Genomic DNA, 21782 nt, shown 5'->3' with positions numbered 1-21782 from the left:
TGGCTCACAATGAACATCCTCTCCTACGGACACAACATCCGTACAAGTTGGGTGTCCACTAAACGAGGGTAACCTCACAGTACGTTCTTCAGTTCAACGGTACGTACGGAGTCACATCGACGAACATCGGGACTCTGCCAAATGCGGAAGCCAAGAAACTCTTCCACACTGTCGCCGACTCTGCCGCTTCTGGACGATGGGCCACATCGGGAGGAGACGTTGCTCAGGGTGTGGGCGCAGGGACTGTCTCAAAGCACATCAACATGGACTACGTCTATGTGCAGCCCATCTTGGACGAAAGCGCCAATGTCAATCCGGATAACTTCCGGACGGCCATGTTCACCAACCCGACCTGGAATATTTCATACGCCACAGCGCCCAAGAGGCACGCCGTTGATAACTCTGACTTCGCTCTGAAGCCCTCGAAGCCCGGCTTTGATGTTGTCGATTACAACACCACCGACAAGCCTGCTTTCAAGGGCACCGAGGTGCAGACCAGGACCGTCGGCCTTGTTCCGAACACGCCGTACACCATCCAGTGGTACAACGCTGCTGGTGAGAAGGTGGGCACAACCTGCAAGCTTGACAGCGATGACTTGGGCGCAGTGCCTTCGTGCCCGTTCACCGTTCCGGACACAGCAAAAGCCGGTGACGTCTTTACCGCAGTTGTGGAACTGCCGGACGGCACCCCGTTCTTGGCTGATTCGTTCATCGTCAAGGAGCCGATGACCGATTCCATGGACCCCAAGTACGACGACAAGCTGGTTGTTCCTGGTGAGGAAACCAAGTCGTCCCCGACCTTCACTGACAAGGACGGTCAGAAGGTCGACGCTCCTAAGGATGCGAAGTTCTCGATTCCTGAAGACTTCAAGGCTCCTGAAGGCTACGAAGTGAAGATTGACGAGAACACCGGTGAGGTCACCGTAACGTTCCCGGACAAGTCCAAGCTGAACAAGGACACTGCCGAAGAATTCAGTGTTCCTGTCACGGTTACTTACCCGGATGGCACCAAGGACGACGCTAAGGCGAACTTCAAGCTGGACACCGATGGTGACGGTGACCCTGACGTCACGGACCCGGATGATGACGGCGACGGCATCCCGGACGAAGACGACAGCAACCCGAAGGTTCCGAACGCGAACGATCACTTCGATCCTGTATACGAAGATGGTTCGGGTAAGCCGGGCAGCGACGTCAAGATCGATCCTCCGACCTTCAAGGACAAGGACGGCAACGAGACCAAGGCTCCTGAGGGCACCAAGTTCACCCCTGGTGAGAACGCGCCTGAGGGTGTGACCATCGATGAGAAGACTGGTGCGATCACTGTTCCGGTTCCGGAGGATGCGAAGCCGGGTGACAAGATCACCGTTCCGGTTGTTGTGACCTACCCGGATGGCACCAAGGACAACGTCGACGTCACCGTCACGGTGACTGAGAAGGACAACGGCGTCTACGAGCCTGCTTACGAGGACAAGCTGGTTGTCCCTGGTAAGGAGACCAAGTCTTCCCCGACCTTCACTGACAAGGAAGGTAAGGACGCCAAGGCTCCTGAGGGTTCGAAGTTCACCATTGGTGAGGACTTCACCGTTCCTGAGGGCTACGAGGTCAAGATCGACGAGTCCAACGGTGAGATCACGGTGACTGTCGACGGCGACAAGCTGAACAAGGACACCGTTGAGGACTTCGATGTTCCGGTGACGGTGACCTACCCGGATGGCAGCACCGATAAGACGGACGCGAACTTCAAGCTGGACACCGATAATGACGGTAAGCCTGACACCGAGGATGACGACGACGATAACGACGGCATCCCGGATGAGGTAGAGAAGGAGAAGGGCTCTAACCCGAAGGATAAGGGTTCGATTCCGGCAACTCCGATCGAGCCGGGTAACCCCACCAATGCCGCAACCTACGAGCCTGGTTACGAGGATGGTTCGGGTAAGCCGGGTTCTGATGTCAAGATCGAGGCTCCGAAGTTCACCGACAAGGACGGCAACGACACCAAGGCTCCTGAGGGCACCAAGTTCACCCCGGGTGAGAACGTGCCGGATGGTGTGACCATCGATGAGAACACTGGTGAGATCACGGTGACCATCCCTGAGGATGCGACCCCGGGTGACAAGATCACTGTTCCGGTTGAGGTGACTTACCCGGATGGTTCGAAGGACAACGTCGACGTCACCATCACGGTTGAACAGCCGGACGCGGTTGACCCGCAGAAGTACCCGGAGGATACCGAGGTCGAGCAGGGCGGATCTGAGAAGATCACCCCGACCACCGACGTTCCAGAAGGCCACACCCCGAAGCTGGTCGGTCAGGACGGTAAGCCGACCGACAAGGTCGTCGTCGAGGACGAAAACGGCAAGATCACCGTCGAGATCGACGAGAACGGCGTCATCACCGTGACCACGGACGAGAAGGCAACCCCGGGTGACTACAAGGTTCCGGTTGTTAACGTCGACGAGAATGGTCACCCGATCGAGGGCACCGAGCAGCAGGTCCCGGTCAAGGTGACCGAGAAGGGCGACCAGGGCGACGAGGGCAACAACACCGGCGACGACGCGGTGAAGTACACCCCGACCTGGAAGAACGCCAAGACCAAGCCGGCTGTCCCGGTCGACGTGAAGAACGAGCGTCCGGATCAGCTGCCAGAGGGCTCCAAGGTTGAGGCCCAGTCCGACAAGGGCTGGACCGTCACCACAGCTCCGGATGGCACCATCACGGTGACCCCGCCGGCTGACGCACAGCACGGCGATAAGTCCGAGATTTCCGTTACGGTGACCTACCCGGATGGCTCCCAGGACCGGGAGACCTTCACCGTCACCGTCGAGACTGATCCGAGCTGGGAGGATGGCAAGACCACCCCGGATAAGCCGATCGTGATCCCGAACGACGGCGGCCCAGTGAAGCCGGGCACCACCGTCGAGGTCGTCGATAATGGCCCGGGCACCGTGGAGATCGACGAGAACGGCAACATCACCGTGACTCCGACCGATGAGGCGGAGCCGGGCGACACGGTTGTCGTGGTGGTCAAGGACCCTGAGGGTAACGAGATCGACCGCGTGACGGTGGAGATTGTTGAGAACCCTGAGGAAGTGACTCCGACCGACCCGAACGACGAGCCGAAGGGTAACCAGGCTGACGATGTGACCCCGGACTGGGAGAACGAAACCGTCAAGCCGGGTGGCTCTGTTGAGGTTCCGAACAAGGGCGACAAGCTGCCTGACGGTTCCAAGATCGAGACCGAGGTCAGCAAGGACGGCTGGACCGTCGAGGCCGACCCGAAGACCGGCGAGCTGAAGGTCACCGCTCCGAAGGATGCTAAGCACGGCGACAAGGTCACCGTCACGGTGACTGTCACCTACCCGGATGGCTCCACGGACACGGAGAAGTTCACTGTCACCGTTGTCGAGAAGAAGGACGGCAGCACTCCTCCGGGTAGCAGCGGCTCCTCTGACCTGCCGGATGGCCTCATCCCGGGTCTGATCGGTGGCGGAATCATCGGCGGCCTCATCGGCAGCCACCTGGGCTCCTCCCACGGTTCCTCCACCCCGGGCCAGGGCACTGGCTCCGGCCACGGCTCCTCCACCCCGGGCCACGGTGCCGGTAAGGCTCCTGCGGACAAGGGTGCCCAGCAGGGTGCCGGTAACCAGGGTGGTAACGCTGGCGGCCAGTCCGGCAAGGTTGGTCCTCTGGGCGGTAAGTCCGGCGCAGCTCAGTCTGGTGCTTCCAGCTCCAGCACTGACCGTCAGGGCTCCCTGGCAGTGACCGGTGTGTCCGGCGTGGCGATCATGCTGGGTGCTGCTGCGATGGCCCTGGCCATCGGTGGCGCACTGCTGGCTGGCCGTCGCCGCCGCGAAAACTAAATAACACCCTCGGCTTCAGGTGAGGGCCGGCGAAAGCTGGTCCCCCTGAGCCGGAAGGGCAGTGCGCTGTAGCGCACACCCCGCTTAACCGCGGGTAGAAGGCTCCCAGGCCGTCTGAACTGTATGAGTTCGGGTGGCCCGGGAGCTTTTTCTCTTCCCAAACCCTGCGGGCCGACCCGCTCAAGCCCCGCCACCAACACTCAAATCCACTCCCCAGCCACTCCCAACCCCACCACGCAGCCAGCTACACTGCAGGCATGGCAACCCCCGAGTTCATCCTCAACCTGCGCGAAAAAATCGGCACCGACCCGCTCTGGCTCCCCGGCATCACCGCGATCGTCCTCAAAGAAGTCCCGCCCGAAGCCCCACTCTGGGAAGTCCCGAAAGTCCTGCTCGTCAAACGCGCCGACAACGGCGAATGGACGCCCGTCTGCGGCATCGTCGACCCCGGCGAGGAACCCCACGTCGCCGCCATCCGCGAAGTCAAAGAAGAAACCGGCCTGTACGTCACCGTCGCCGCCCTCCTCGGCGTCGGCGCTACCGACCAGGTCACCTACCCCAACGGGGACCAGACCGCATACATGGATACTGCGATGCGGTGCGTCCTCACCGATAAGGACGCCAACCCCCTCGACCCCACACTCCCCGACTACGATTCACTCGCCGAACCCATCGTCGGCGACGAAGAATCCACCGACGTCGGCTGGTTCTCCGTGGCCCAACTGCCCCCGATGAAGCCGCGTTTCCGCCTCATCATCGCAGACGCCGTCGCGCAGCTGAAGCACCCGCAGGGCTTCCGGCCCCGCATCGGCTACTTCAAGCGCAGCTAGGGGCTGCTGCGATCCCGGCGCTACCAGGTCGTGGCGCGCTCTGGGGCCTCCTCGTACTTCGCGGCATAGCTGGAGGCCCGGAAGGAACAAATAATCAGCTGCACCTGGTGGAAGATCATCAGCGGCAGGATCATCATCCCCAAACTTCCCCCGCCGAACATCACCGCAGCCATCGGCAAACCAGAGGCCAGCGACTTCTTCGTGCCCGCGAACTGGATCGCCACCTGGTCCTCATAGTTAAAGCCCAGCTTCCGTGCCGCGAGCGAGGAGGCCGAGAGCATCAGGTACACCAGCACCACCGAGCCCAGCACCAGGCTAACCACGCTGATCCAGCTGATCGTCGACCAGATCCCGTCCACGATCCCCTCGGAGAAGGACACGTACACCACCAAGCCGATGGAGATCTGGTCCACCTTCTTCGTCGCCTTCGAGGCCGCGAAATCCTTCACCCACGGCCGCAACAGCTGCCCCACCACGAAGGGCAAGAACAGCTGCAGGCCGATCTTGTAGAAGGTGCTGGCGTCGATATGGAAACCACCCTCCGCGGTGGACATCAACAACAGCACCAGCAGTGGCGTGAGCACCACACCCAGCAGACTGGAGGCACTCGCCGCGACGATGGAGGCAGCCACATTACCCCGGGCGATGGAGGTGAACGCCACCGAGGACTGCACCGTGGAGGGCACCAACGTCAAAAACAGAATGCCCAGGTACATCTCCTGGCCGATCAGGCCGGATAGCGGCCGCAGCGCCACACCAACCAGTGGGAAGATCGCGAAAGTGAAGGCGACGATCAGCAGGTGCAGCCGCCAGTGCATCAGGCCCTCCAGCGCCTCCCGCGGGTGCAGGCGCGCACCGTAGAGGAAGAAGAGGAAGGCGATGGCGATCGTCACCACCCAGTTGCCGATCTCCGCGCCCTGCCCCCGCAGCGGCACGATCACCGCCGCGACCACCGCAAGCACGATCAACACAATCAAAAAATCCGGGCGGTAGCCCAGGATCTTCTGCAGGACCGTCTGCTTCTTCGGGGTGGGGTTCTCAGCGCTCATTCTTGGCATTGTAGCCTGCGTCACAGTTGCGTCAGCGATGGGAAGAATTGCACCCCGCGGGCAGCTTTAAAACTTTTTCACAGATATAGAATACACAGAGGGTTTCGTCGGGTTAACTAACGAACATGACGAATAACCGAGGGGATCACAGCACCGGCGCGGCAGCTGGCCGCGCACCACAGAACCCGACCGCCGAAAGAATCGACCCGACCGCCGCGGCGCAAGAAACCTACGACGTCATCATCATCGGCGCCGGCACCTCCGGGCTGAACATCGCCCGCGAACTCGCCGCCGCAGGGCTGACCGTCCTCGGCCTGGAAGCCGGCAAGCGCTACGACCGGCACACCTACCCACGCACCGAGATCGACTCCAGCTCCCAGCTCTTCTGGGGCGGCGGCGTGGAACTGACCACCGACGCCGGCCTCGGCCTGCTCCGCCCCAAGGCCGTCGGCGGCGGCTCCATCGTCAACCAGGCCCTCATGGACCGCTTCGACGACGTCGCCTTCTCCTCCTGGCGCGACCAGTCCGGCGTCTCCTGGCTCAACGAGGACTACCTCGCCGACTACTACGAGCGCGCCGAGGGAAACATGAGCCTCAAGAACGTGCCCGAAGAGTGGCGCAACAACAACGCAAAGAACTTCGCCGACGGCTTCGACGCGAACGGCTACCGCTACGCCCCACTGCGCCGCGGGGAGGCCGACTGCCGCTTCGAGGACGGCAACTGCTGCGTGGAGTGCCTCAGCGGCTGCTCCATCGACTCCAAGCAGTCCACCGCCGTCACCGCCCTGCCAGCAGCGGAAAACCACGGCTTCCACCTCATCGACTGCGCCGAAGCGCGCACGATCACCGAGCACCCCGACCGCGTGACCGTCACCACCCGCGTGCCCGCGGACAACACCCCGAAGGGCCGCCGCGGCTTCGGCAAGCCCACCAACTTCGAACCCCAGGTGGAGCGCACCTTCACCGCCCGGCGCGTCGTGCTGGCCTCCGGCGCGATCGGTAACACCGCCCTCCTGCTGCGCAGCGGCTACGGCAAGCAGCTGCCGGGCCTGGGTAAGAACTTCTTCACCCACCCGCAGTACATGAACCTGGGCCGCTACGCCGAGGACGTCCGCGCCTTCGCCGGCCCCCTGCAGAACTACAAGTCCGACGACCCGAGCTTCCGCCGCCAGGGCTTCAAGCTGGAGAACGTCTTCGCAGGCCCAGGCAACATCGCCCTCCTGCTGCCCGGCTTCGGCGCCCGCCACGCGGAGATCATGCAGGACTTCCCACGCCTGGGCTGCATCGAGGTCTGCGTGCGCGACACCAACCCCGGCGAAATCAGCATCAACCGCAAGGGCAACCCGGTGATCAAGAAGAAGCTCAACCGGGAGGACGCCCGCCGTCGCGACGCCGGCATGGCCGCCATCCGCAATATCTTCAACGCCACCGGTGCCGAAGAGATCCTCCACGGCCAGTTCGGCATCGGCCTGCACCTCATGGGCGGCCTCGGGATGGGTGCCAGCGCCAAGCAGGGCGTGGTCTCCCCCGAGTTCACCCTCTACGGCAGCAACCGCATCCACGCCGCGGACTCCTCGATCTTCCCGAACGCGCCGGGCATCAACCCCGCACTCACCATCGCCGCCCTGTCCCTCAAGGCCGCCGAGCAGATCATCGCGGCGAGCTAAGGAAGGAAGAAAGCAGACATGACCAGCAAGAACCTCAACCCCCGCTCCACCGAGCTGCTCACCGCCACGCAGATGAAGGGCCTGCTGCGCCTGGGCGACGTCGTCATCCCCGGCGTCCCGGCCCGCAAGGCCGCGTCCGGACGCGCAGGGTCCCCGACCGCGACGTCCGGTGGCGCGACGTCCCGGCCCCTGACCTCCGGCGGCGGGGCGCTGCCGTCCTTCTCCGAGTCCGGATGCGCGGCCGGCATCGACCGCATGCTCTCCTACATGTACGACGACGACCGCACCGCCTTCCTCGCCCTCGCCACCGTCTGCGCCTACGCGCCCACGCCCCTGGTCCGCCTGATCGTCGCGATGGCCAACGCGAATGCCAAGTTCCCCGAGCCACTCGCCGGGCTGATGCGCATGGCCAACCTTGGTATCAAGGGTGTCGTGCACAGCCTCTACTACTCCAACCTCGGGGTACGCCTCGGCGAGGAACTTACCGACTCCCCACTGCTTGCCCGGGGCACCAACCCCAACCAGCTGCCCAATATCCACCAGGCCATCGGCTACGAGACCACCATCAACCAGGAGGCCTACGAGGCCGCCCTCGCCGCCGCCGACGCGCAGAACCCACGCGACTAACCCGCGCTCAACAACCACAAGGAGCACACACCATGGCAACACAGATCCCAGAATCCGAATACGCCCAGGTCGAGGGCGTCGTCGAACGAGCACGCGAAGCACAGAAATCCATCCGCGCCCTGAGCGTCGAGGAACGCCTCGAACACCTCCGCCTCCTGCGCGGGGTGATCGTCAACCGCACCGAGGAGATCGTCGACCGCGTCCGGGAGGAAACGGGTAAGTCCCGCAGCGACATCCTGATGTCCGAGATGTTCGGCGCGCTGGACGTTATCAGCTGGCACGAAAAGAACGCCGCGAAGGTCCTGGCTCCGCAGAAGGTCGAGACCCCGCTGACGATGATGGGTAAGAAGTCCGAGATCTGGTACGAACCCCTCGGCGTGGCCTTCATCATCGCGCCCTGGAACTACCCCTTCTTCCAGGCGATCGTGCCGATCGTGGCGGCGCTGGCTGCCGGCAACGCGGTCGTCTACAAGCCCTCCGAGCACACCCCACTGGCCGGGCTGATCGAATCCCTCCTGGAGGAAGCCGCCATCGCCCCGAACTGGGTGCAGGTGGTCTACGGCGACGGTGCCGTGGGTGCCGAGGTCATCGACCAGCACCCCGACCTCGTCATGTTCACCGGCTCGTGCGCGACCGGGCGGAAGATCATGAAGCAGTGCTCCGACATGCTCATCCCCGTCGAGCTCGAGCTCGGTGGCAAGGACCCCATGATCGTTTTTGAGGACGTCGACATCCCCCGCACTGCCGCGGGCGCACTGTTCGGCGGTCTGACGGCGACCGGCCAGTCTTGTACTTCCGTGGAGCGGCTCTACGTCCACGAGAGCATCAAGGAGGAGTTCGTCGCCGAGCTGGTGCGGCAGGCCCGGCTGCTCACGCAGGCGGACACGGATTCCCGCAACAACGACCTGGGCCGCATGACCGTCGACTTCCAGATCGAGCAGGTCAACGAGCAGGTTCAGGACGCTGTTTCGCGTGGTGCGCGCCAGCTCACCGGGCAGGACTGGGACGGCCGTTCCGCGCTGATCCCACCGATCCTGCTGGTCGACGTGCCGGAGGATGCGCTGGTCGTGACGGAGGAAACCTTCGGACCGGTGATCCCGGTGCTGAGCTTCAGCTCGGAACGGGAGGTCATCGACCGGGCGAATGACACGCCCTTCGGGCTGACCGGTTCCGTGTGGAGCGCGGACATCGACCGGGCGCGCCGGGTGGCCGGGGCGCTGCGCGCCGGCGGGGTGTCCATCAACAACGTCATGGCCACCGAGGCCACCCCGGTGCTGCCGTTCGGTGGGGTGGGTGACTCCGGGATGGGCCGCCACAAGGGTGCCGATGGCCTGCGAGCCTGGTGCAACCCGAAGTCCGTGATCGTGGATAAGGACGGCTCCCAGGGCGCTGGCCTGGAAGCGAACTGGTACCCGTACACGGAGAAGAAGTACGAGAAGTTCAGCAAGATGCTGCAGGCTTATTTCGCGGAGCAGCCCGCCCCGGTGAAGCTCGCGAAATTCGGGCTGCTGGGGACTTCGCTGGAATCCTATGCTCAAAAGGCACGGGAAGAGCGGGAGAAGTAGGGCTATGGGGTGTTAACCCTTTCGGATGCTTAAGCCGTGGCGCTTTCCTGCGCTGCGGCTTCTTGCTCTGCCGTGGTCGTCTTCGGGATAAACAGGCTGGTCAGCGCAGCCAGGCCCAGAATGATGCCACCCACCAGGAAGGCCGTGGTGTAGCCCGTGGCGGAATCCGAGCCCTCTGGGGAGCCCACCACCTGGAACACCGGCAGCACCGCGAAGGAGATACCCGCACCCAGGTTGAAGGCCGCGGAGTTCATGCCCGGCAGGAAGCCCTGGTTATCCTGCGGCGAGTTCACCACACCCAGGTTGTTCAGCACGATATTGCCGATGCCTGCGTAGGTCACGCCCAGCAGGATCACGCCCACGATCAGCACGATCTTCGAGCGCGTCCCCACGAAAGCTAGCAGGAACAGCAGCAGCATGGACGCGATATTGGAGAGGCGCAGCAGGTTCGCATAACCCACCTTCGGCGCCAGGCGACCTGCGAAGGGGCCCACCGCCCAACCGATCAGTGCGTACGGGGTCAGCAGCAGCAGGGACGCCATCGTCGCACGCATGCCGAAACCAGCCTCCGCGTTCTGGGCCAGGGACGGTGCCACACCGTTGACGGCAGCGAACACCCCCGTCATCGTCAACACGGTGGTCAGCAGCAAACCCCAGGTCTCCCGGCGGCGCAGGTACTTCGGGGCAACCAGCGGAGCCGCACCAGCGGTGTTCTCCTGGCGGGTCTCCCAGCGCCAGAAGATGGCAAACACGATCAGACCAGCGGCCACCAGGCCGATGACGTACAGCCAGTCCGCGGCCGCACCCTTACCGGCCTCATTCGCGGCCAGCGTGATGGACAGCACGGAAACGACCAGGACGGCCGCGCCGATCCAGTCCATGCGGACGTTATCGGAAGGCTTGGACTCCGGGGCGAACATCGCGACCACCACGGTGGCGACCGCGCCGACGGCGAAGATCAGCCAGAACACGGAGCGGAAGCCCCAGTGCTCAGCCATCCAGCCGGAGAGCAGGACGTCGATACCCGCCACACCACCATTGATCGCGGCGATCAGGCCCATCAACGTGCCGAGGCGAACCTCGTCCTTAACCTGGCTGCGCAGGATGATCAGCGTCATCGGGATGGTCGGGCCGGAAATACCCTGCAGCGCGCGGGCCAGCATCAGCACGCCGATATTCGGGGCGAGGGCGGCCAGCAGGCCACCCAGGGACATCACGGCCAACATGATGACCAGGATGCGGCGGCGTCCCACAATGTCCGAGAGGCGCGGGAGGAACAGGCCGCACATCGCGCCACCGGTGAAGAACGCGGTCTGGGTGAGGCCGACCGCGGACTCATCGGTGTTGAGCTCGGTGGCCATCGTGCGCAGCACCGGGGAGAGCATCGAGGCGTTGAGCTGGAATGCCACCGCCGCGGTGATGAGCACGAACATGAGCAGTGGCAGGCCGCCCTTGCGCGAATCCACCGGGTCGATGACTGGGGTCGCGGCGGCGGGGTTATTAGGCCCGCCTGAGCGGGGGGTGTTTGCGTTCATATATGCAGGATAAGTGGGCGATTCGTGCGAGTCCACACTTTTTCCTGTGATGTTGGCTGCAGGTGCGCGCTGGTTGGTGCGGGAGGGTGCGAGCGAGCGCGTGCCCTGGCTCCCGATTGTGTGTTTTGCAGAGTTTGTTGCCGGAAATCCGCCCAAAAGCGACCTCAAACTCTGCAAAACGTGAAGGAGGGGGCGTGCCCCGCTCCCCCGGCCCCGCTCCCCGCGCGGCCCCGAACGGGCGCTAGCTGCGGAAGCCGGTGTCGCCGATGCGGGTCAGCGCATCAACCAGCAGATCCCAGAAGCGATCCACGTCCACGTCCACGCCGACGCGGTGGCGCACCGGCTCCACGTGCTCGCCATAGGTATCCATGCCCGCGCAGGCGTAATCATCCGTGAGGCACAGCGAGGAAGGATCGCCCGGCTGCTCAGCCGTCTGATCCTGCGCGCCCCAAGTGCGCCGCAGGTCAACCACGGTCATGCCGCGGGTATACTCACCCTTGGTCTCCACGACAACCGGGGCCGCCACGGTGCGCAGCACCTCCGGGTCAGCCACCGCCGCAACAGCCAGCGGGTCGTGCATCGGCGGCCCCGGGTAACGGCGCTCCTTCATGTACGCGCCCCCGAAGAACTCCACAAGCTCCGCGATGAACTCCGCAACATCCGTGCCCACGGCCTTGAGCTGCGCCATGCGGGACGGAACCGCGAGCACCTTGTGGGTGACGTCCAAACCAACCATCGTGACCGGCCACTCCGCGTCGAAGACGATCGCGGCGGCCTCCGGGTCGGCGAGGATGTTGAACTCCGCGGACGGGGTCATGTTGCCGGTGTGGTGCCCGCCGCCCATCAGCGTCACACCCGCCACGCGGGAGACGAGCTCCGGGTAACGCCGCGCGAACAGTCCAATGTTGGTCAGCGCGCCCGTCGGGACGAGCGTGACGGTGCCCGGCTCCTCCCGTTCGATGACCTGCGCGATCAGGTCGACCGCGTGGGTGTCCTCCAACTCCACGCCAGCCTCCGGCAGCTGCGGGCCGTCGAGGCCGGACTCGCCGTGGATCTCATCCGGGATCAGCTGCGGCCCGACAAGCGGACGGTGCGCACCAGCGGCGAAGGGCACGCCGGTGATCCCGCCGACGCGCGCGAGCGCCTGCGCGTTCTTGGTGACCTTCTCGAGGGTCTGGTTCCCCGCGACGGTCGTGACCGCGAGCAACTCGAGGTTCGGGTTTCCCCAGGCCAGGAGCATGGCGATGGCGTCGTCGTGGCCGGGGTCGCAGTCGAGGATGATCTTGCGCGGCTGGGTGTTATTGGCTGCAGAAGTGCTCATACCTCAAGTGTGCCACGCGCACCTGGGAGAACGCGGTGCGAAAGCTAGGATATTGCTCACGCACTTTCACACCCCGCGCATACTCCGCGCCCGACCCCCAGGACGCCCCTTGTTCGCAACGATCGCCCAGGCTGTTGGCCGTTTCGCCGTGACGAATATCGACGACATCATCGTCCTCTCGCTGCGCTCATTGTATTAAGGACTGAGGGAGTTGACGACGCAATTATTTGAAGAGGAGCTCAACGTTAGGTGCTCCCGACAAAGGTTTAGCGTAATCAAGTCACGGTTACTGAGGGCGTTGAAAAATAGTCCCATGGTAATGGAAATAATTGACTGCGTTCAAGGGGTTGACCGAGGTAATGAATATAATTTAGAGCTTCCCACGGGGGATGATGGAAGAAGTCCGGATGCGACTGAGGTTAATACGGTCGCTATCTCATTCAGCGCGAGTGCCAATGTTTCAGATTTAGATGAACTGAGTGACGAAGTATATAGCTGCGTGCTGTATGCGCTGAATAATTCTCAGACATTAGATTTTTTCAGCCTATTATCTCCCCTTGAAGATAAAAGGGATTTAGGCGGTTAGATCGGCATTCTGCTTTGAGTATTTGGGGTAAGCAGATGGCGATTGGGATTGATTGGCTGTCGTCGCCGGTGCGGGTGCCTTCCTGCCGCCCAGCGCGATCCCCTATTTCGGTCTGATTCCGCTGGTCGATGGCCTGAAGGCTGCATGGAAGGCCTGGGCGTGGTGATCCTAGTCCAGGGCTACACTTTCGGCCTCTAGCTGCGGTTTTCCTGTTCTGCCGCCAGGTCGCGGATCTCTGCTTCCGTCGCGTACGACGCCGCCGCGCCGGCCTTCTGGGTCGCCAAGGACCCGGCCGCAACAGCCACGCGGGTGGCGTCCACCAGGGAGGAACCCGTAGCCACAGCTGCCGCGAGCGTGCCGCAGAACGCATCCCCGGCACCGGTGGTGTCCACGATGGTCTCCATCTGCGGGGCGGGCACGCGCGTGACCCCGTCCCCGTCGATGACGGCCGCGCCTGCTGGCCCCAGGGTGACCACGCAGGTGCGGGCGACGTCCTTGAGCGCGGCGAAGAGCTCCTCGGTGGGGGTTTCGCGGGGCAGCCCGGTGATGTCCGCGGCCTCCAGCTCGTTGAGAATGATCGGGTCGGACGCCGCGACCAGGTCCGCGTCCTTCGTGGTCACCGGGGCGAGGTTCAGTATCAACCGGGCGCCGATGGCCTCTGCCAACGCGGGCAGCTCCGCGGAGTGCTCCGGGGTCAGCTCACCTTGCGCCAGCACCACTGGGATGGGGCGGTCATCGGCCAGCTCCTTGGCGAGCTCTGTCAGCTCGGTCGGGCTGGTCAGCTCGTTGGCTCCGGAGGTCACGATGATGATGTTCTCGCCGGACGCGTCGTTCATGATGAATGCCTGGCCGGTGGGCTGGTTGGCGCGGGCGATGTGGACGGTGTTCACCCCGTGCTCGTCGAGCTCCTTGATCGCCAGCAGCGCCAGCGGATCGAGCGGCTGGTTGGGGTTATCGGCGCTGGTCTCCCCCACGGCACCCAGCAGGATCGTCTCCACGCCCATGCGGGCGGAGGCGACGGCCTGGTTCGCGCCCTTGCCGCCGAGTCCCTGCAGCCCGCGGCGGCCGATGATGGTCTCGCCGGGGTGCGGGAACTCATCGAGGCCCACGAAGGTGTCGACGTTGATGCTGCCGCACACGAGGACGGCAGGTGCCGCGTTGCTCTTCGCGTCGGTGGGCGCGGTGTTCGGGTTCTTACCGGGGTTCATGCCTCACAGTCTAGAAGACGCCCCGGGCTTGCCTGGGGTTGTCTCGGAAGGGGGTGGCCAACGCCACAGGTGCATTACAGAAGCCGCAGATTCCGGGCACGCGCTACCCCTGGTTGGATAATCTATCAATAGTACAATTGAGGAGTGAGAGAGTTGCGGTCCGTACGATTTCGGAGAGGAATACATGCGTAAAATTATGCAGAACCGGCGAGGGGTAACCGCGGTTGCCGCAGCCCTGGCTTTGTCAACAAGCCTCGTTGCCGCCCCTGCCGACGCTAGCGTCATCAATACACGACTTGAGCGCGTTCGCACCGGTTTTCAATCGCAGCGCGTAAACCATGTGGGTGCGCATGCAGTGCAGGCAGGGTTGATCGATTGTACTTCCAATGCCCCCGGGGCTACCCCGTACCTTGAGTTGATGTTGAAGAAAGTTCGGCGACTCCAGCCAGATGTCAACATGGGGCTTCGAAATGTCTCTAATTGCTTTAAAAAGCCGTACCGAGCGTCGTGGGGATTCCCTGGTCATGCGAAGTATTACTGGCAAGTAAAGTCACGGGATTACCAGACAACCAGCGCCCGCATCATGAACCTCTACTTTTAGATTGCCACTCCATGCCTACAGCCTCTTTCCGCTTCGCCTACCCGCAGAGTACCCGACGGATCGACATCCGCGATCTCGCCATCAACGATGCTGCCACAGTCGTTCTCGGTGTCAACGGAGCAGGTAAAACGACCATGTTGCGCTGCCTCGCTGGACAATTCAAACTGCAACGAGGGAAGCTGCCCAGCGCGGATGGCACCGTCTACGTTCCCCAAAAGTTCATGCCCATCAGCGGTTTTAACGTGGCGGATTACATTTCTTACGTCGGTTGGCTGCAAGGGGCTCCCCTGCGACAGGCCCAGAAGGACGCCCTCACCTGGGCCGAGTTCGTGGGTTTGCAGGGAGATGTAACCCGCCAGGAATGTCGACAGCTGAGCGGTGGGCAGCAGGCGAAGCTCCAGCTGGCCGCCGCCTTGAATTCTCAGGCGCGCTGGCTGTTACTCGACGAACCCAGTGCGACTCTGGACCCAATCGCGAAGCAGGAGCTACGGCAGCTCTATCGCGACGTCATCAACCGAGGCATCCGGTTGTGGGTTTCCAGCCACCAGCCCTTGGAAGTCGGCGAACCATTTGAGCAGGTCATCGTGTTAGATCATGGCTGTCTCGCATTTCAGGGGCGAATCGACGACTTCATTGGCTTCAGTGATGACCGAACTGACGCCTCCGATACGACCTGGCGAGGAGAACCTATCTCCCCCACTGTTCTGCAGTTGTCTGCCGTCCACCGGTCGGAGGCGTGATGAGAAAAGCGTTACTTCGAAATGCGCTAATCGTTCTCGTGGGTTTCGCTGTCAGCTTGCGGCTCAACATCAGCATCGAGGGTGCTGAAACCTACCCGAGTTCCCCGCAAGCCACGCTCCATAAGTCTTGGCAGTTGTTCATTGTCCTGGGGCCCTTGCTTGGGTTCCTGAGCGCGTGGGAGGCGTCCCGGTTTCGCGAAATCCTGACTCAGCTGGGCAGGCCACGTTATGCCGGGAAAGTATGGTTGCGGTCGATTGCTCCACTCCAGCTGATTGCATTTTTGCTCGTCACTCTACATTTTGTTCTCAACGATGGATTCGGCTCCAGGGCCTGGCCGCAAGGCGTGTTGATTATCGCGCTGCATGCGCTCGTTTGGGCTTCACTCGGTATGGCATGCGGCCTCTATCTTCCAAGCCTGATCGCCTTGCCCGTGGCAATGTTCCTGAGCTTTGTTCTGCAGGCTTACCCGCCGGCACTGTCGCAGCCTGAATGGCGCTACATGTTCGGCCAGACTGCAGGGCTGTGCTGCGGTATTGACCGCGAACTGAGCTCCTCCTTCGTGGCGGCGAGTGCCACGATGCTCGCCGCATTGCTCATGGCAGCGTGGGTGCTCATTTATGTCGGTAGCTCCGGGTGTCGAGGAACGACCGCCGCCGTGGCCGCTGGAGTAGCCGTTGCGCTGTTGGGAGGGTTTGCTAGCTATTCGCAAGTTGCAGGGGCTGGTTATGACGTGACCGTCCAAAGGTCTGAGAAAGACTTGGTCTGCAGCGATAGCCAGTGTTTATGGCCCGAAACGCCCGAGGAGGTCGTGGCTGCTAATCGTGATGTGCTGAGCTCTCTCGGCAAGCCGCAGGCGTCCCTGTGGGACATACACAGCTCAGCTGCACCGGAAGACCTGCAGAAGGAGCAACCACTGCAATATCTCCTTGTGCGATCCACCGACCCCGACACGGTTGAACTCGTGCTCATCCTGCAGCATCTTCAGGCAGATGACGCACTACGCCGCACCCCGAGCTGCTGGTTCGGCGAGGACGGGCCCGTGCCGGTCGCCGATGCCTTTGACGGGGTCTCCCCTGATGACCTCAAGCGCTTGGTGTTGGAGCCATCGGGTCACCTTCGGCAAGAGCTCGATCATGAGGCGCTCATTAGCAAGGTCAACGAGGGCTGCGTGGCGTCGTGATGACCAAGCTGTACCTTCGCGGCCACCGTGTCCCCCAGGCCTTTGGTCTAATTGCGATCGCTGTATGCGGCGCCATTGTTCTGGGGACAACAGCAATACCCTTGCCGTGGGTTGATGGCACGTACGGCGCTGTTGTGCCGTTCAATGTCGTCTTTGCGTTGCTGTTTCTCAGTGCTGTTGTGCTCTTCTACACCAGCGACCTCGCGGTGTGGGAGGAATACAGCCCCCGGTCGTGGAAGACACAGGATTATGCCTTTCTCGGTGCTGCGTATCTCCCACTGGTTCTGCTCGCCTCGTTCGGAAACGCAGGCTTGTGGCAGTTTAGCGCCTTGAGTCTGGCCTGCTTCTGGACCTTAAGTCTTGTGCAGCCCCCACTACATGCGCTGAGCGCGACACTCTTTCTGGCCTTTGCGCAGTGTCTATTGATCGTGGCCCTACCAGCAAAGTTCCTGCCGCTTTTTTGGAAGCCCACGCTGTGGGTCACGCTTGCCGCGAGCGCCTATTCGCTAGTGATTTTTTCCATCGCGCGACCCAAGTTGAAGCGCGCGAACCTCCGCTAGTCTGCGCGCTAAGGTGTACCCGCGTTAACCCCTAGCGGCGGTCCTGCTCCGCCACCGCGCGCCGTGCCGCATCCAGATCCAGCGCGGGCTTCGCCGCCGCCTGCTGCGCGCCCTGCCCAGCACCAGCACTAGCACCAGAACCGGCGTCCCGACCTGCGTCGAAGGCCGCTCCCCCGCCTTCGCATGCGCCATTGAGCGAGCAGCTACCGCACGCATTCCCCGACGCACATTCCTCCGCCGACGGTTCACAACCGCCAGCCGAGGCGTCGTCGTTGGAAGAAGAACCAGAGGAACAGCAACCCGCAGCGACCCGCTCGTCCTCGGCCTCCTGACCACGCACGTGCTCCAGGCGAGCCATCGTGGACGCCGCCATCGCAGAACCCATCCCAATCAGGAACAGCGCCCCCACGATCAACAGTGCGAAGACCAGCCACATCCAGCCGCCGATCCCCGTCGTCAACAACGCAGCCCCCAGCAGCGCCGCACCCGCACCCATCCACGCCGGGCCCGCGATCTTGTGCGCCAAAACCCAGTTCTCGGGGGACTTCCGAACCTCCGGGATACGCAGCCCAACCACCCCGTTACCAGGCAGTTTCTCCATAAACCCGAGCAGCCCCACCGTCAGGACAGCGAGGGCGAGAATAACCAGCAGGATGGTGAGCACGATCATGCGGTTCAGTCTATTACCCCGTCTACTAGAATGACCAACCATGAACACCCCAGCTGACACGTCCGACCAGACCCCGTACCGCTACTCCCCCGCGCTCGCCGCAGATATCGAGCAGCGGTGGCAGAAGCACTGGGCCGACCACGGCACCTTCAACGCCCCCAACCCCGTCGGCGACCTCGCCTCCGACGGGCAGAAGCTGCCGGAAGACCGCATCTTCGTGCAGGACATGTTCCCCTACCCCTCCGGCGCCGGGCTGCACGTCGGCCACCCGCTGGGCTACATCGCCACCGATGTCTATGCACGCTTCCAGCGCATGACCGGCAAGAACGTGCTCCACACCCTCGGCTACGACGCCTTCGGCCTGCCCGCCGAGCAGTACGCCGTCCAGACCGGCACCCACCCGCGCACCACCACCATGGCCAATATCGAGAACATGGAGCGCCAGCTGGGCCGCCTGGGGCTTGGCCACGATAAACGCCGCGCCGTCGCCACCACCGACCGCGAGTTCTACCGCTGGACCCAGTGGATCTTCCTCAAGATCTACAACTCCTGGTTCGACCCGGAGGCCGACCCCGCGCCGGGCTACCCAGCCAAGCTGAAGGGCCGCGCCCGCCCGATCTCCGAGCTCATCCCGAAGCTCGAGGCCGAGCACGCCGACTGGGCCGAGAAGACCGAAGCCGAGCGCCAGGAGATCATCGACGGCTACCGCCTGGTCTACCGCTCCAACTCCACCGTCAACTGGTGCCCGGGCCTGGGCACCGTGCTGGCGAACGAGGAGGTCACCGCCGAGGGCCGCTCCGAGCGCGGCAACTTCCCGGTCTTCCGCAAGAACCTCCAGCAGTGGATGATGCGCATCACCGCCTACTCCGACCGCCTGCTCGAGGACCTGGAATTCCTCGACTGGCCGGAGAAGGTCAAGTCCATGCAGCGCAACTGGATCGGCCGTTCCCGCGGCGCGCAGCTCGCGTTTTCCTCCGCGGCGGGCCCGATCGAGGTCTTCACCACCCGCCCGGACACCCTCTTCGGGGCGACGTACATGGTGCTCGCCCCTGAGCACGAGCTCGTCGACACCCTCGTTTCCGCAGCTGAGGACGCCGCCGGCTCCCCGCAGGCCGCCTACGCCGACGCCGATGAGCGCTGGACCTTCGGCAAGAACAGCCCATCCGAGGCCGTCGCCGCCTACCGCGCGTCCATCGCCGCGAAGTCCGACCTGGAGCGCCAGGAAAACAAGGAAAAGACCGGTGTGTTCACCGGCGCCTACGCCACCAATCCGGTTAACGGCGAGCAGGTGCCCGTCTTCATCGCGGACTACGTCCTCATGGGCTACGGCACCGGCGCCATCATGGCGGTCCCGGCCCACGACGAGCGCGACTTCGACTTCGCCACCGCCTTCGGCCTGCCGATCCGCGAGGTCGTCGCCGGCGGTGAGAAGGGCGAGGACGGCCAGCTCACCGCTGCCTACACCGAGGCCGGCAAGGCCGTGAACAGCGCAAACGCCGAGGGCCTGGACATCAACGGCCTGGCTCTCGACGAGGCGAAGGCCACCACCATCGAGTGGCTCGAGGACAAGGGCTACGGCCACGGCAAGGTGCAGTTCAAGCTGCGCGACTGGCTGTTTGCCCGCCAGCGTTACTGGGGCGAGCCCTTCCCCATCGTCTACGACGCCGACGGTGTCGCCCACCCGCTGCCGGAGGACATGCTCCCGGTGGAGCTGCCGGAGGTCGAGGACTACAAGCCGGTCGCCTTCGACCCGGAGGACCAGGACACCGAGCCGCAGCCCCCGCTGGCCAAGGCCCGCGAGTGGATCGAGGTCGAGCTGGACCTCGGCGATGGCCGTGGCACGCAGACCTACTACCGCGACGCGAACGTCATGCCGCAGTGGGCCGGTTCCTCCTGGTACCAGCTGCGCTACATCGACCCGAATAACGAGAACGCGCTGGTAGACATCGAAAACGAGCGCTACTGGGTCGGCCCGCGCGAGGGCAACCCCTCCGGTGGTGTGGACCTGTACGTCGGCGGCGTGGAGCACGCGGTGCTGCACCTGCTGTACTCCCGCTTCTGGCACAAGGTGCTCTTCGACCTGGGCGTGGTCAGCTCCTTCGAGCCGTACCACCGCCTGTTCAACCAGGGCTACATCCAGGCCTACGCCTACACCGATTCCCGCGGCGTGTACATGCCGGCCGCGGAGGTCGTGGAGCGCGACGGCGCATTCGTGCACGTCAACCCGGAGACCGGCGAGGAAACCCCGCTCCAGCAGGAGTACGGAAAGATGGGCAAGTCCCTGAAGAACTCCGTCTCCCCGGACGAGATCTGCGATAACTACGGCGCGGACACCCTGCGCGTCTACGAGATGTCCATGGGTCCACTGGACACTTCCCGCCCGTGGGCGACGAAGGACGTCGTCGGCGCGCAGCGTTTCCTGCAGCGCGCCTGGCGCCTGGTCGTGGACGAGACGACCGGCAAGGCCGCCGTCGATGAGGACGTCAACACGCTGGCCTCGCTGCCGGATGAGGACCGCCGTGCGGTGAACCGCGCGCTGGCGGGTGTCCACGAGGACTACACCAACCTGCACAACAACACGGCCGTCGCGAAGCTGATCGAGCTGGTCAACTACCTGACGAAGCAGTACGGCGCCGCTGGTGCCGGTGGCGCCCAGGGTGCAGCAGCGGATGCTGCGGTGCCGCGCGCGGCGGCGGAGGCGCTGGCGCTGATGCTCGCCCCGGTGGCCCCGCACCTGGCCGAGGAGCTGTGGCAGGCCCTGGGCGGGGCTGCGGCCTCCGGCCTGCTGGCTGGCGGCGCCGGCCAGGGTTCCGGCCTGACCCAGGACGAGGCCTCCGTGGCCTTCGTGCCTTACCCGGCGTGGGAAGAGGACTGGCTGGTCGATGACCAGATCGAGATGCCGGTTCAGATCATGGGCAAGGTTCGCGCCCGCATCATGGTCGCCGCCGACGCCTCCCGGGAGGACCTGGAGGCCGCGGCGCTGGCAGACGAGACCGTGCAGGGCCACATCGAGGGCAAGACGGTGCAGAAGGTCATCGTCGTGCCGGGCCGCATGATCAATATCGTCGCGAAGTAACGCGAAAGGCCGCCCGGGAGGGGACCGGGCGGCCTGGGGCTGGGGGAGCGCTGAGCTTTGGCCCTTGGGGTTGTGGGGTGAAGCCCTTGGGCGTGGGCGCGCGGGGGAGCGCTGAGCTTTAGGCGTTGAGGATCAGCATCGCCGCGCTGTTGACCGACCAGCCGATCGCCACTGGCATGATGAACCAGATCACCGCGATCCACGGGCGCCAACGCTGGTGGCGCTTCCACTTGTAGTAGCAGATATACGCCGCTCCGAAGAGCCCGAAGAAGCACACCAGAGCTGGGGCGATGTGGAAGAACAGCCGGAATCCCTCGGTGCACAGCCAGGCGGAAGAATCGGCGTCGCAATACGGGCCGCCCACGATGCGGGAGATGATCGCGGTGCCCAACGCGAGGACGATCGCGATGCCCGGAACAGCGAAGAAGAAGATGATCGCCTGCTTCGTCGAGCGGTTATTGCGCTCCAGGCGGGCAAGGGGATCGGCCTCGTAATCGAGCTCGGTGAGCTTCGGGCGTCCGACGGTCTGCGGCGGGAGGTCCTCCGGCGGTAGCTCGGCGCCATTCTCCGGGTGCTCAGGGCCCAACGTACTCACGAATACCCTCTCCTTCGGTGAAAGTCCTGGTAGCTCCCCACCTTAAGAGATGCAGGCCACAAAGCTAAACCCCACCGCCTAACTCGAGCGGGGAAGCGTAACTCG

General features: G+C 63.8%; 16 protein-coding genes and 2 pseudogenes. 12 read left to right on the top strand and 6 right to left on the bottom strand.

All coding sequences use genetic code 11. The annotated features are described in order from the left end of the window. Positions 1-230 precede the first annotated feature (230 nt). Both QP413_RS08175 and QP413_RS08170 read left to right on the top strand, forming a co-directional pair. Positions 231-3866: a YPDG domain-containing protein gene (locus tag QP413_RS08175; RefSeq protein ID WP_284781404.1), complete on the top strand. Its 3636-nt coding sequence runs from the start codon at positions 231-233 to the stop codon at positions 3864-3866. Positions 3867-4123: 257 nt separating this feature from the next. Next, complete coding sequence (locus QP413_RS08170; RefSeq protein ID WP_041628540.1) at positions 4124-4696, top strand: NUDIX domain-containing protein; 573 nt, start codon at positions 4124-4126, stop codon at positions 4694-4696. Positions 4697-4716: 20 nt separating this feature from the next. Here the strand turns inward: QP413_RS08170 and QP413_RS08165 are convergent, their stop codons facing one another. Continuing rightward, entirely contained in the window at positions 4717-5754 is a 1038-nt protein-coding gene (locus tag QP413_RS08165) for a bile acid:sodium symporter family protein (RefSeq protein WP_284781403.1), read from the bottom strand. Positions 5755-5870: 116 nt separating this feature from the next. Here QP413_RS08165 and QP413_RS08160 point away from each other — a divergent pair, with 116 nt between their 5' ends. The 3 genes and pseudogenes from QP413_RS08160 to QP413_RS08150 form a co-directional block, all read left to right on the top strand. Continuing rightward, positions 5871-7412 (top strand): GMC family oxidoreductase, encoded by a 1542-nt coding sequence (locus tag QP413_RS08160; protein ID WP_284781402.1) that lies wholly within the window; start codon positions 5871-5873, stop codon positions 7410-7412. A gap of 18 nt (positions 7413-7430) precedes the next feature. After that, on the top strand, positions 7431-8039 hold the full coding sequence (locus tag QP413_RS08155) for a hypothetical protein (RefSeq protein WP_284781401.1): 609 nt from the start codon (positions 7431-7433) through the stop codon (positions 8037-8039). A 26-nt stretch (positions 8040-8065) separates the two neighbouring features. Next, a pseudogene (locus tag QP413_RS08150) lies at positions 8066-9604 on the top strand (aldehyde dehydrogenase family protein); the annotation flags it as partial. A 29-nt stretch (positions 9605-9633) separates the two neighbouring features. Here the strand turns inward: QP413_RS08150 and QP413_RS08145 are convergent. Beyond that, positions 9634-11139: an MFS transporter gene (locus QP413_RS08145; RefSeq protein ID WP_284781400.1), complete on the bottom strand. Its 1506-nt coding sequence runs from the start codon at positions 11137-11139 to the stop codon at positions 9634-9636. Positions 11140-11380: 241 nt separating this feature from the next. Continuing rightward, a complete protein-coding gene (locus QP413_RS08140; RefSeq protein ID WP_284781399.1) occupies positions 11381-12460 on the bottom strand; it encodes a nucleoside hydrolase in 1080 nt (359 codons plus the stop codon). A gap of 319 nt (positions 12461-12779) precedes the next feature. Here QP413_RS08140 and QP413_RS08135 point away from each other — a divergent pair, with 319 nt between their 5' ends. Then, complete coding sequence (locus QP413_RS08135) at positions 12780-13046, top strand: hypothetical protein (protein WP_284781398.1); 267 nt, start codon at positions 12780-12782, stop codon at positions 13044-13046. Between the two features lie 67 nt (positions 13047-13113). Continuing rightward, positions 13114-13203, top strand: a pseudogene (locus QP413_RS08130) (cadmium transporter); the annotation flags it as partial. A gap of 37 nt (positions 13204-13240) precedes the next feature. Here the strand turns inward: QP413_RS08130 and QP413_RS08125 are convergent. Then, complete coding sequence (locus QP413_RS08125; RefSeq protein ID WP_284781397.1) at positions 13241-14254, bottom strand: ribokinase; 1014 nt, start codon at positions 14252-14254, stop codon at positions 13241-13243. Between the two features lie 184 nt (positions 14255-14438). On the opposite strand from QP413_RS08125, the gene QP413_RS08120 reads away from it, so the two are divergent. From QP413_RS08120 to QP413_RS08105, 4 genes are read left to right on the top strand one after another with little or no spacing between them, the layout of a single operon-like run. Further along, a complete protein-coding gene (locus tag QP413_RS08120) occupies positions 14439-14855 on the top strand; it encodes a hypothetical protein (protein ID WP_012361225.1) in 417 nt (138 codons plus the stop codon). 11 nt (positions 14856-14866) lie between these two features. Beyond that, on the top strand, positions 14867-15595 hold the full coding sequence (locus QP413_RS08115) for an ATP-binding cassette domain-containing protein (RefSeq protein WP_015382111.1): 729 nt from the start codon (positions 14867-14869) through the stop codon (positions 15593-15595). Further along, a complete protein-coding gene (locus QP413_RS08110; protein WP_284781396.1) occupies positions 15595-16776 on the top strand; it encodes an ABC transporter permease in 1182 nt (393 codons plus the stop codon). Before QP413_RS08115 ends, QP413_RS08110 begins: the two co-directional genes overlap by 1 nt. Further along, entirely contained in the window at positions 16776-17336 is a 561-nt protein-coding gene (locus QP413_RS08105) for a hypothetical protein (protein WP_231837680.1), read from the top strand. Before QP413_RS08110 ends, QP413_RS08105 begins: the two co-directional genes overlap by 1 nt. A 31-nt stretch (positions 17337-17367) precedes the next feature. Here QP413_RS08105 and QP413_RS08100 read toward each other — a convergent pair whose 3' ends face one another. Beyond that, on the bottom strand, positions 17368-18006 hold the full coding sequence (locus tag QP413_RS08100; protein ID WP_284781395.1) for an SdpI family protein: 639 nt from the start codon (positions 18004-18006) through the stop codon (positions 17368-17370). A 40-nt stretch (positions 18007-18046) separates the two neighbouring features. Here QP413_RS08100 and leuS point away from each other — a divergent pair, with 40 nt between their 5' ends. Continuing rightward, a complete protein-coding gene (gene leuS, locus QP413_RS08095; RefSeq protein ID WP_284781394.1) occupies positions 18047-21082 on the top strand; it encodes a leucine--tRNA ligase in 3036 nt (1011 codons plus the stop codon). A gap of 118 nt (positions 21083-21200) precedes the next feature. Here the strand turns inward: leuS and QP413_RS08090 are convergent, their stop codons facing one another. Beyond that, a complete protein-coding gene (locus QP413_RS08090; protein WP_284781393.1) occupies positions 21201-21677 on the bottom strand; it encodes a hypothetical protein in 477 nt (158 codons plus the stop codon). Between the last annotated feature and the right edge of the window lie 105 nt (positions 21678-21782).

Source organism: Corynebacterium sp. UMB4614, assembly GCF_030217065.1.
Lineage (GTDB): Bacteria > Actinomycetota > Actinomycetes > Mycobacteriales > Mycobacteriaceae > Corynebacterium.
This window is presented reverse-complemented; position numbering and strand designations above follow the sequence as displayed.

Excerpts from the sequence above, each read along its gene's own strand:
- QP413_RS08170 (WP_041628540.1), top strand. The coding sequence starts at position 4,124 with ATGGCAACCCCCGAGTTCATCCTCAACCTGCGCGAAAAAATCGGCACC.
- QP413_RS08165 (WP_284781403.1), bottom strand. The coding sequence starts at position 5,754 with ATGCCAAGAATGAGCGCTGAGAACCCCACCCCGAAGAAGCAGACGGTC.
- QP413_RS08160 (WP_284781402.1), top strand. The coding sequence starts at position 5,871 with ATGACGAATAACCGAGGGGATCACAGCACCGGCGCGGCAGCTGGCCGC.
- QP413_RS08155 (WP_284781401.1), top strand. The coding sequence starts at position 7,431 with ATGACCAGCAAGAACCTCAACCCCCGCTCCACCGAGCTGCTCACCGCC.
- QP413_RS08145 (WP_284781400.1), bottom strand. The coding sequence starts at position 11,139 with ATGAACGCAAACACCCCCCGCTCAGGCGGGCCTAATAACCCCGCCGCC.
- QP413_RS08140 (WP_284781399.1), bottom strand. The coding sequence starts at position 12,460 with ATGAGCACTTCTGCAGCCAATAACACCCAGCCGCGCAAGATCATCCTC.
- QP413_RS08135 (WP_284781398.1), top strand. The coding sequence starts at position 12,780 with ATGGAAATAATTGACTGCGTTCAAGGGGTTGACCGAGGTAATGAATAT.
- QP413_RS08125 (WP_284781397.1), bottom strand. The coding sequence starts at position 14,254 with ATGAACCCCGGTAAGAACCCGAACACCGCGCCCACCGACGCGAAGAGC.
- QP413_RS08120 (WP_012361225.1), top strand. The coding sequence starts at position 14,439 with ATGCGTAAAATTATGCAGAACCGGCGAGGGGTAACCGCGGTTGCCGCA.
- QP413_RS08115 (WP_015382111.1), top strand. The coding sequence starts at position 14,867 with ATGCCTACAGCCTCTTTCCGCTTCGCCTACCCGCAGAGTACCCGACGG.
- QP413_RS08110 (WP_284781396.1), top strand. The coding sequence starts at position 15,595 with ATGAGAAAAGCGTTACTTCGAAATGCGCTAATCGTTCTCGTGGGTTTC.
- QP413_RS08105 (WP_231837680.1), top strand. The coding sequence starts at position 16,776 with ATGACCAAGCTGTACCTTCGCGGCCACCGTGTCCCCCAGGCCTTTGGT.
- QP413_RS08100 (WP_284781395.1), bottom strand. The coding sequence starts at position 18,006 with ATGATCGTGCTCACCATCCTGCTGGTTATTCTCGCCCTCGCTGTCCTG.
- leuS (WP_284781394.1), top strand. The coding sequence starts at position 18,047 with ATGAACACCCCAGCTGACACGTCCGACCAGACCCCGTACCGCTACTCC.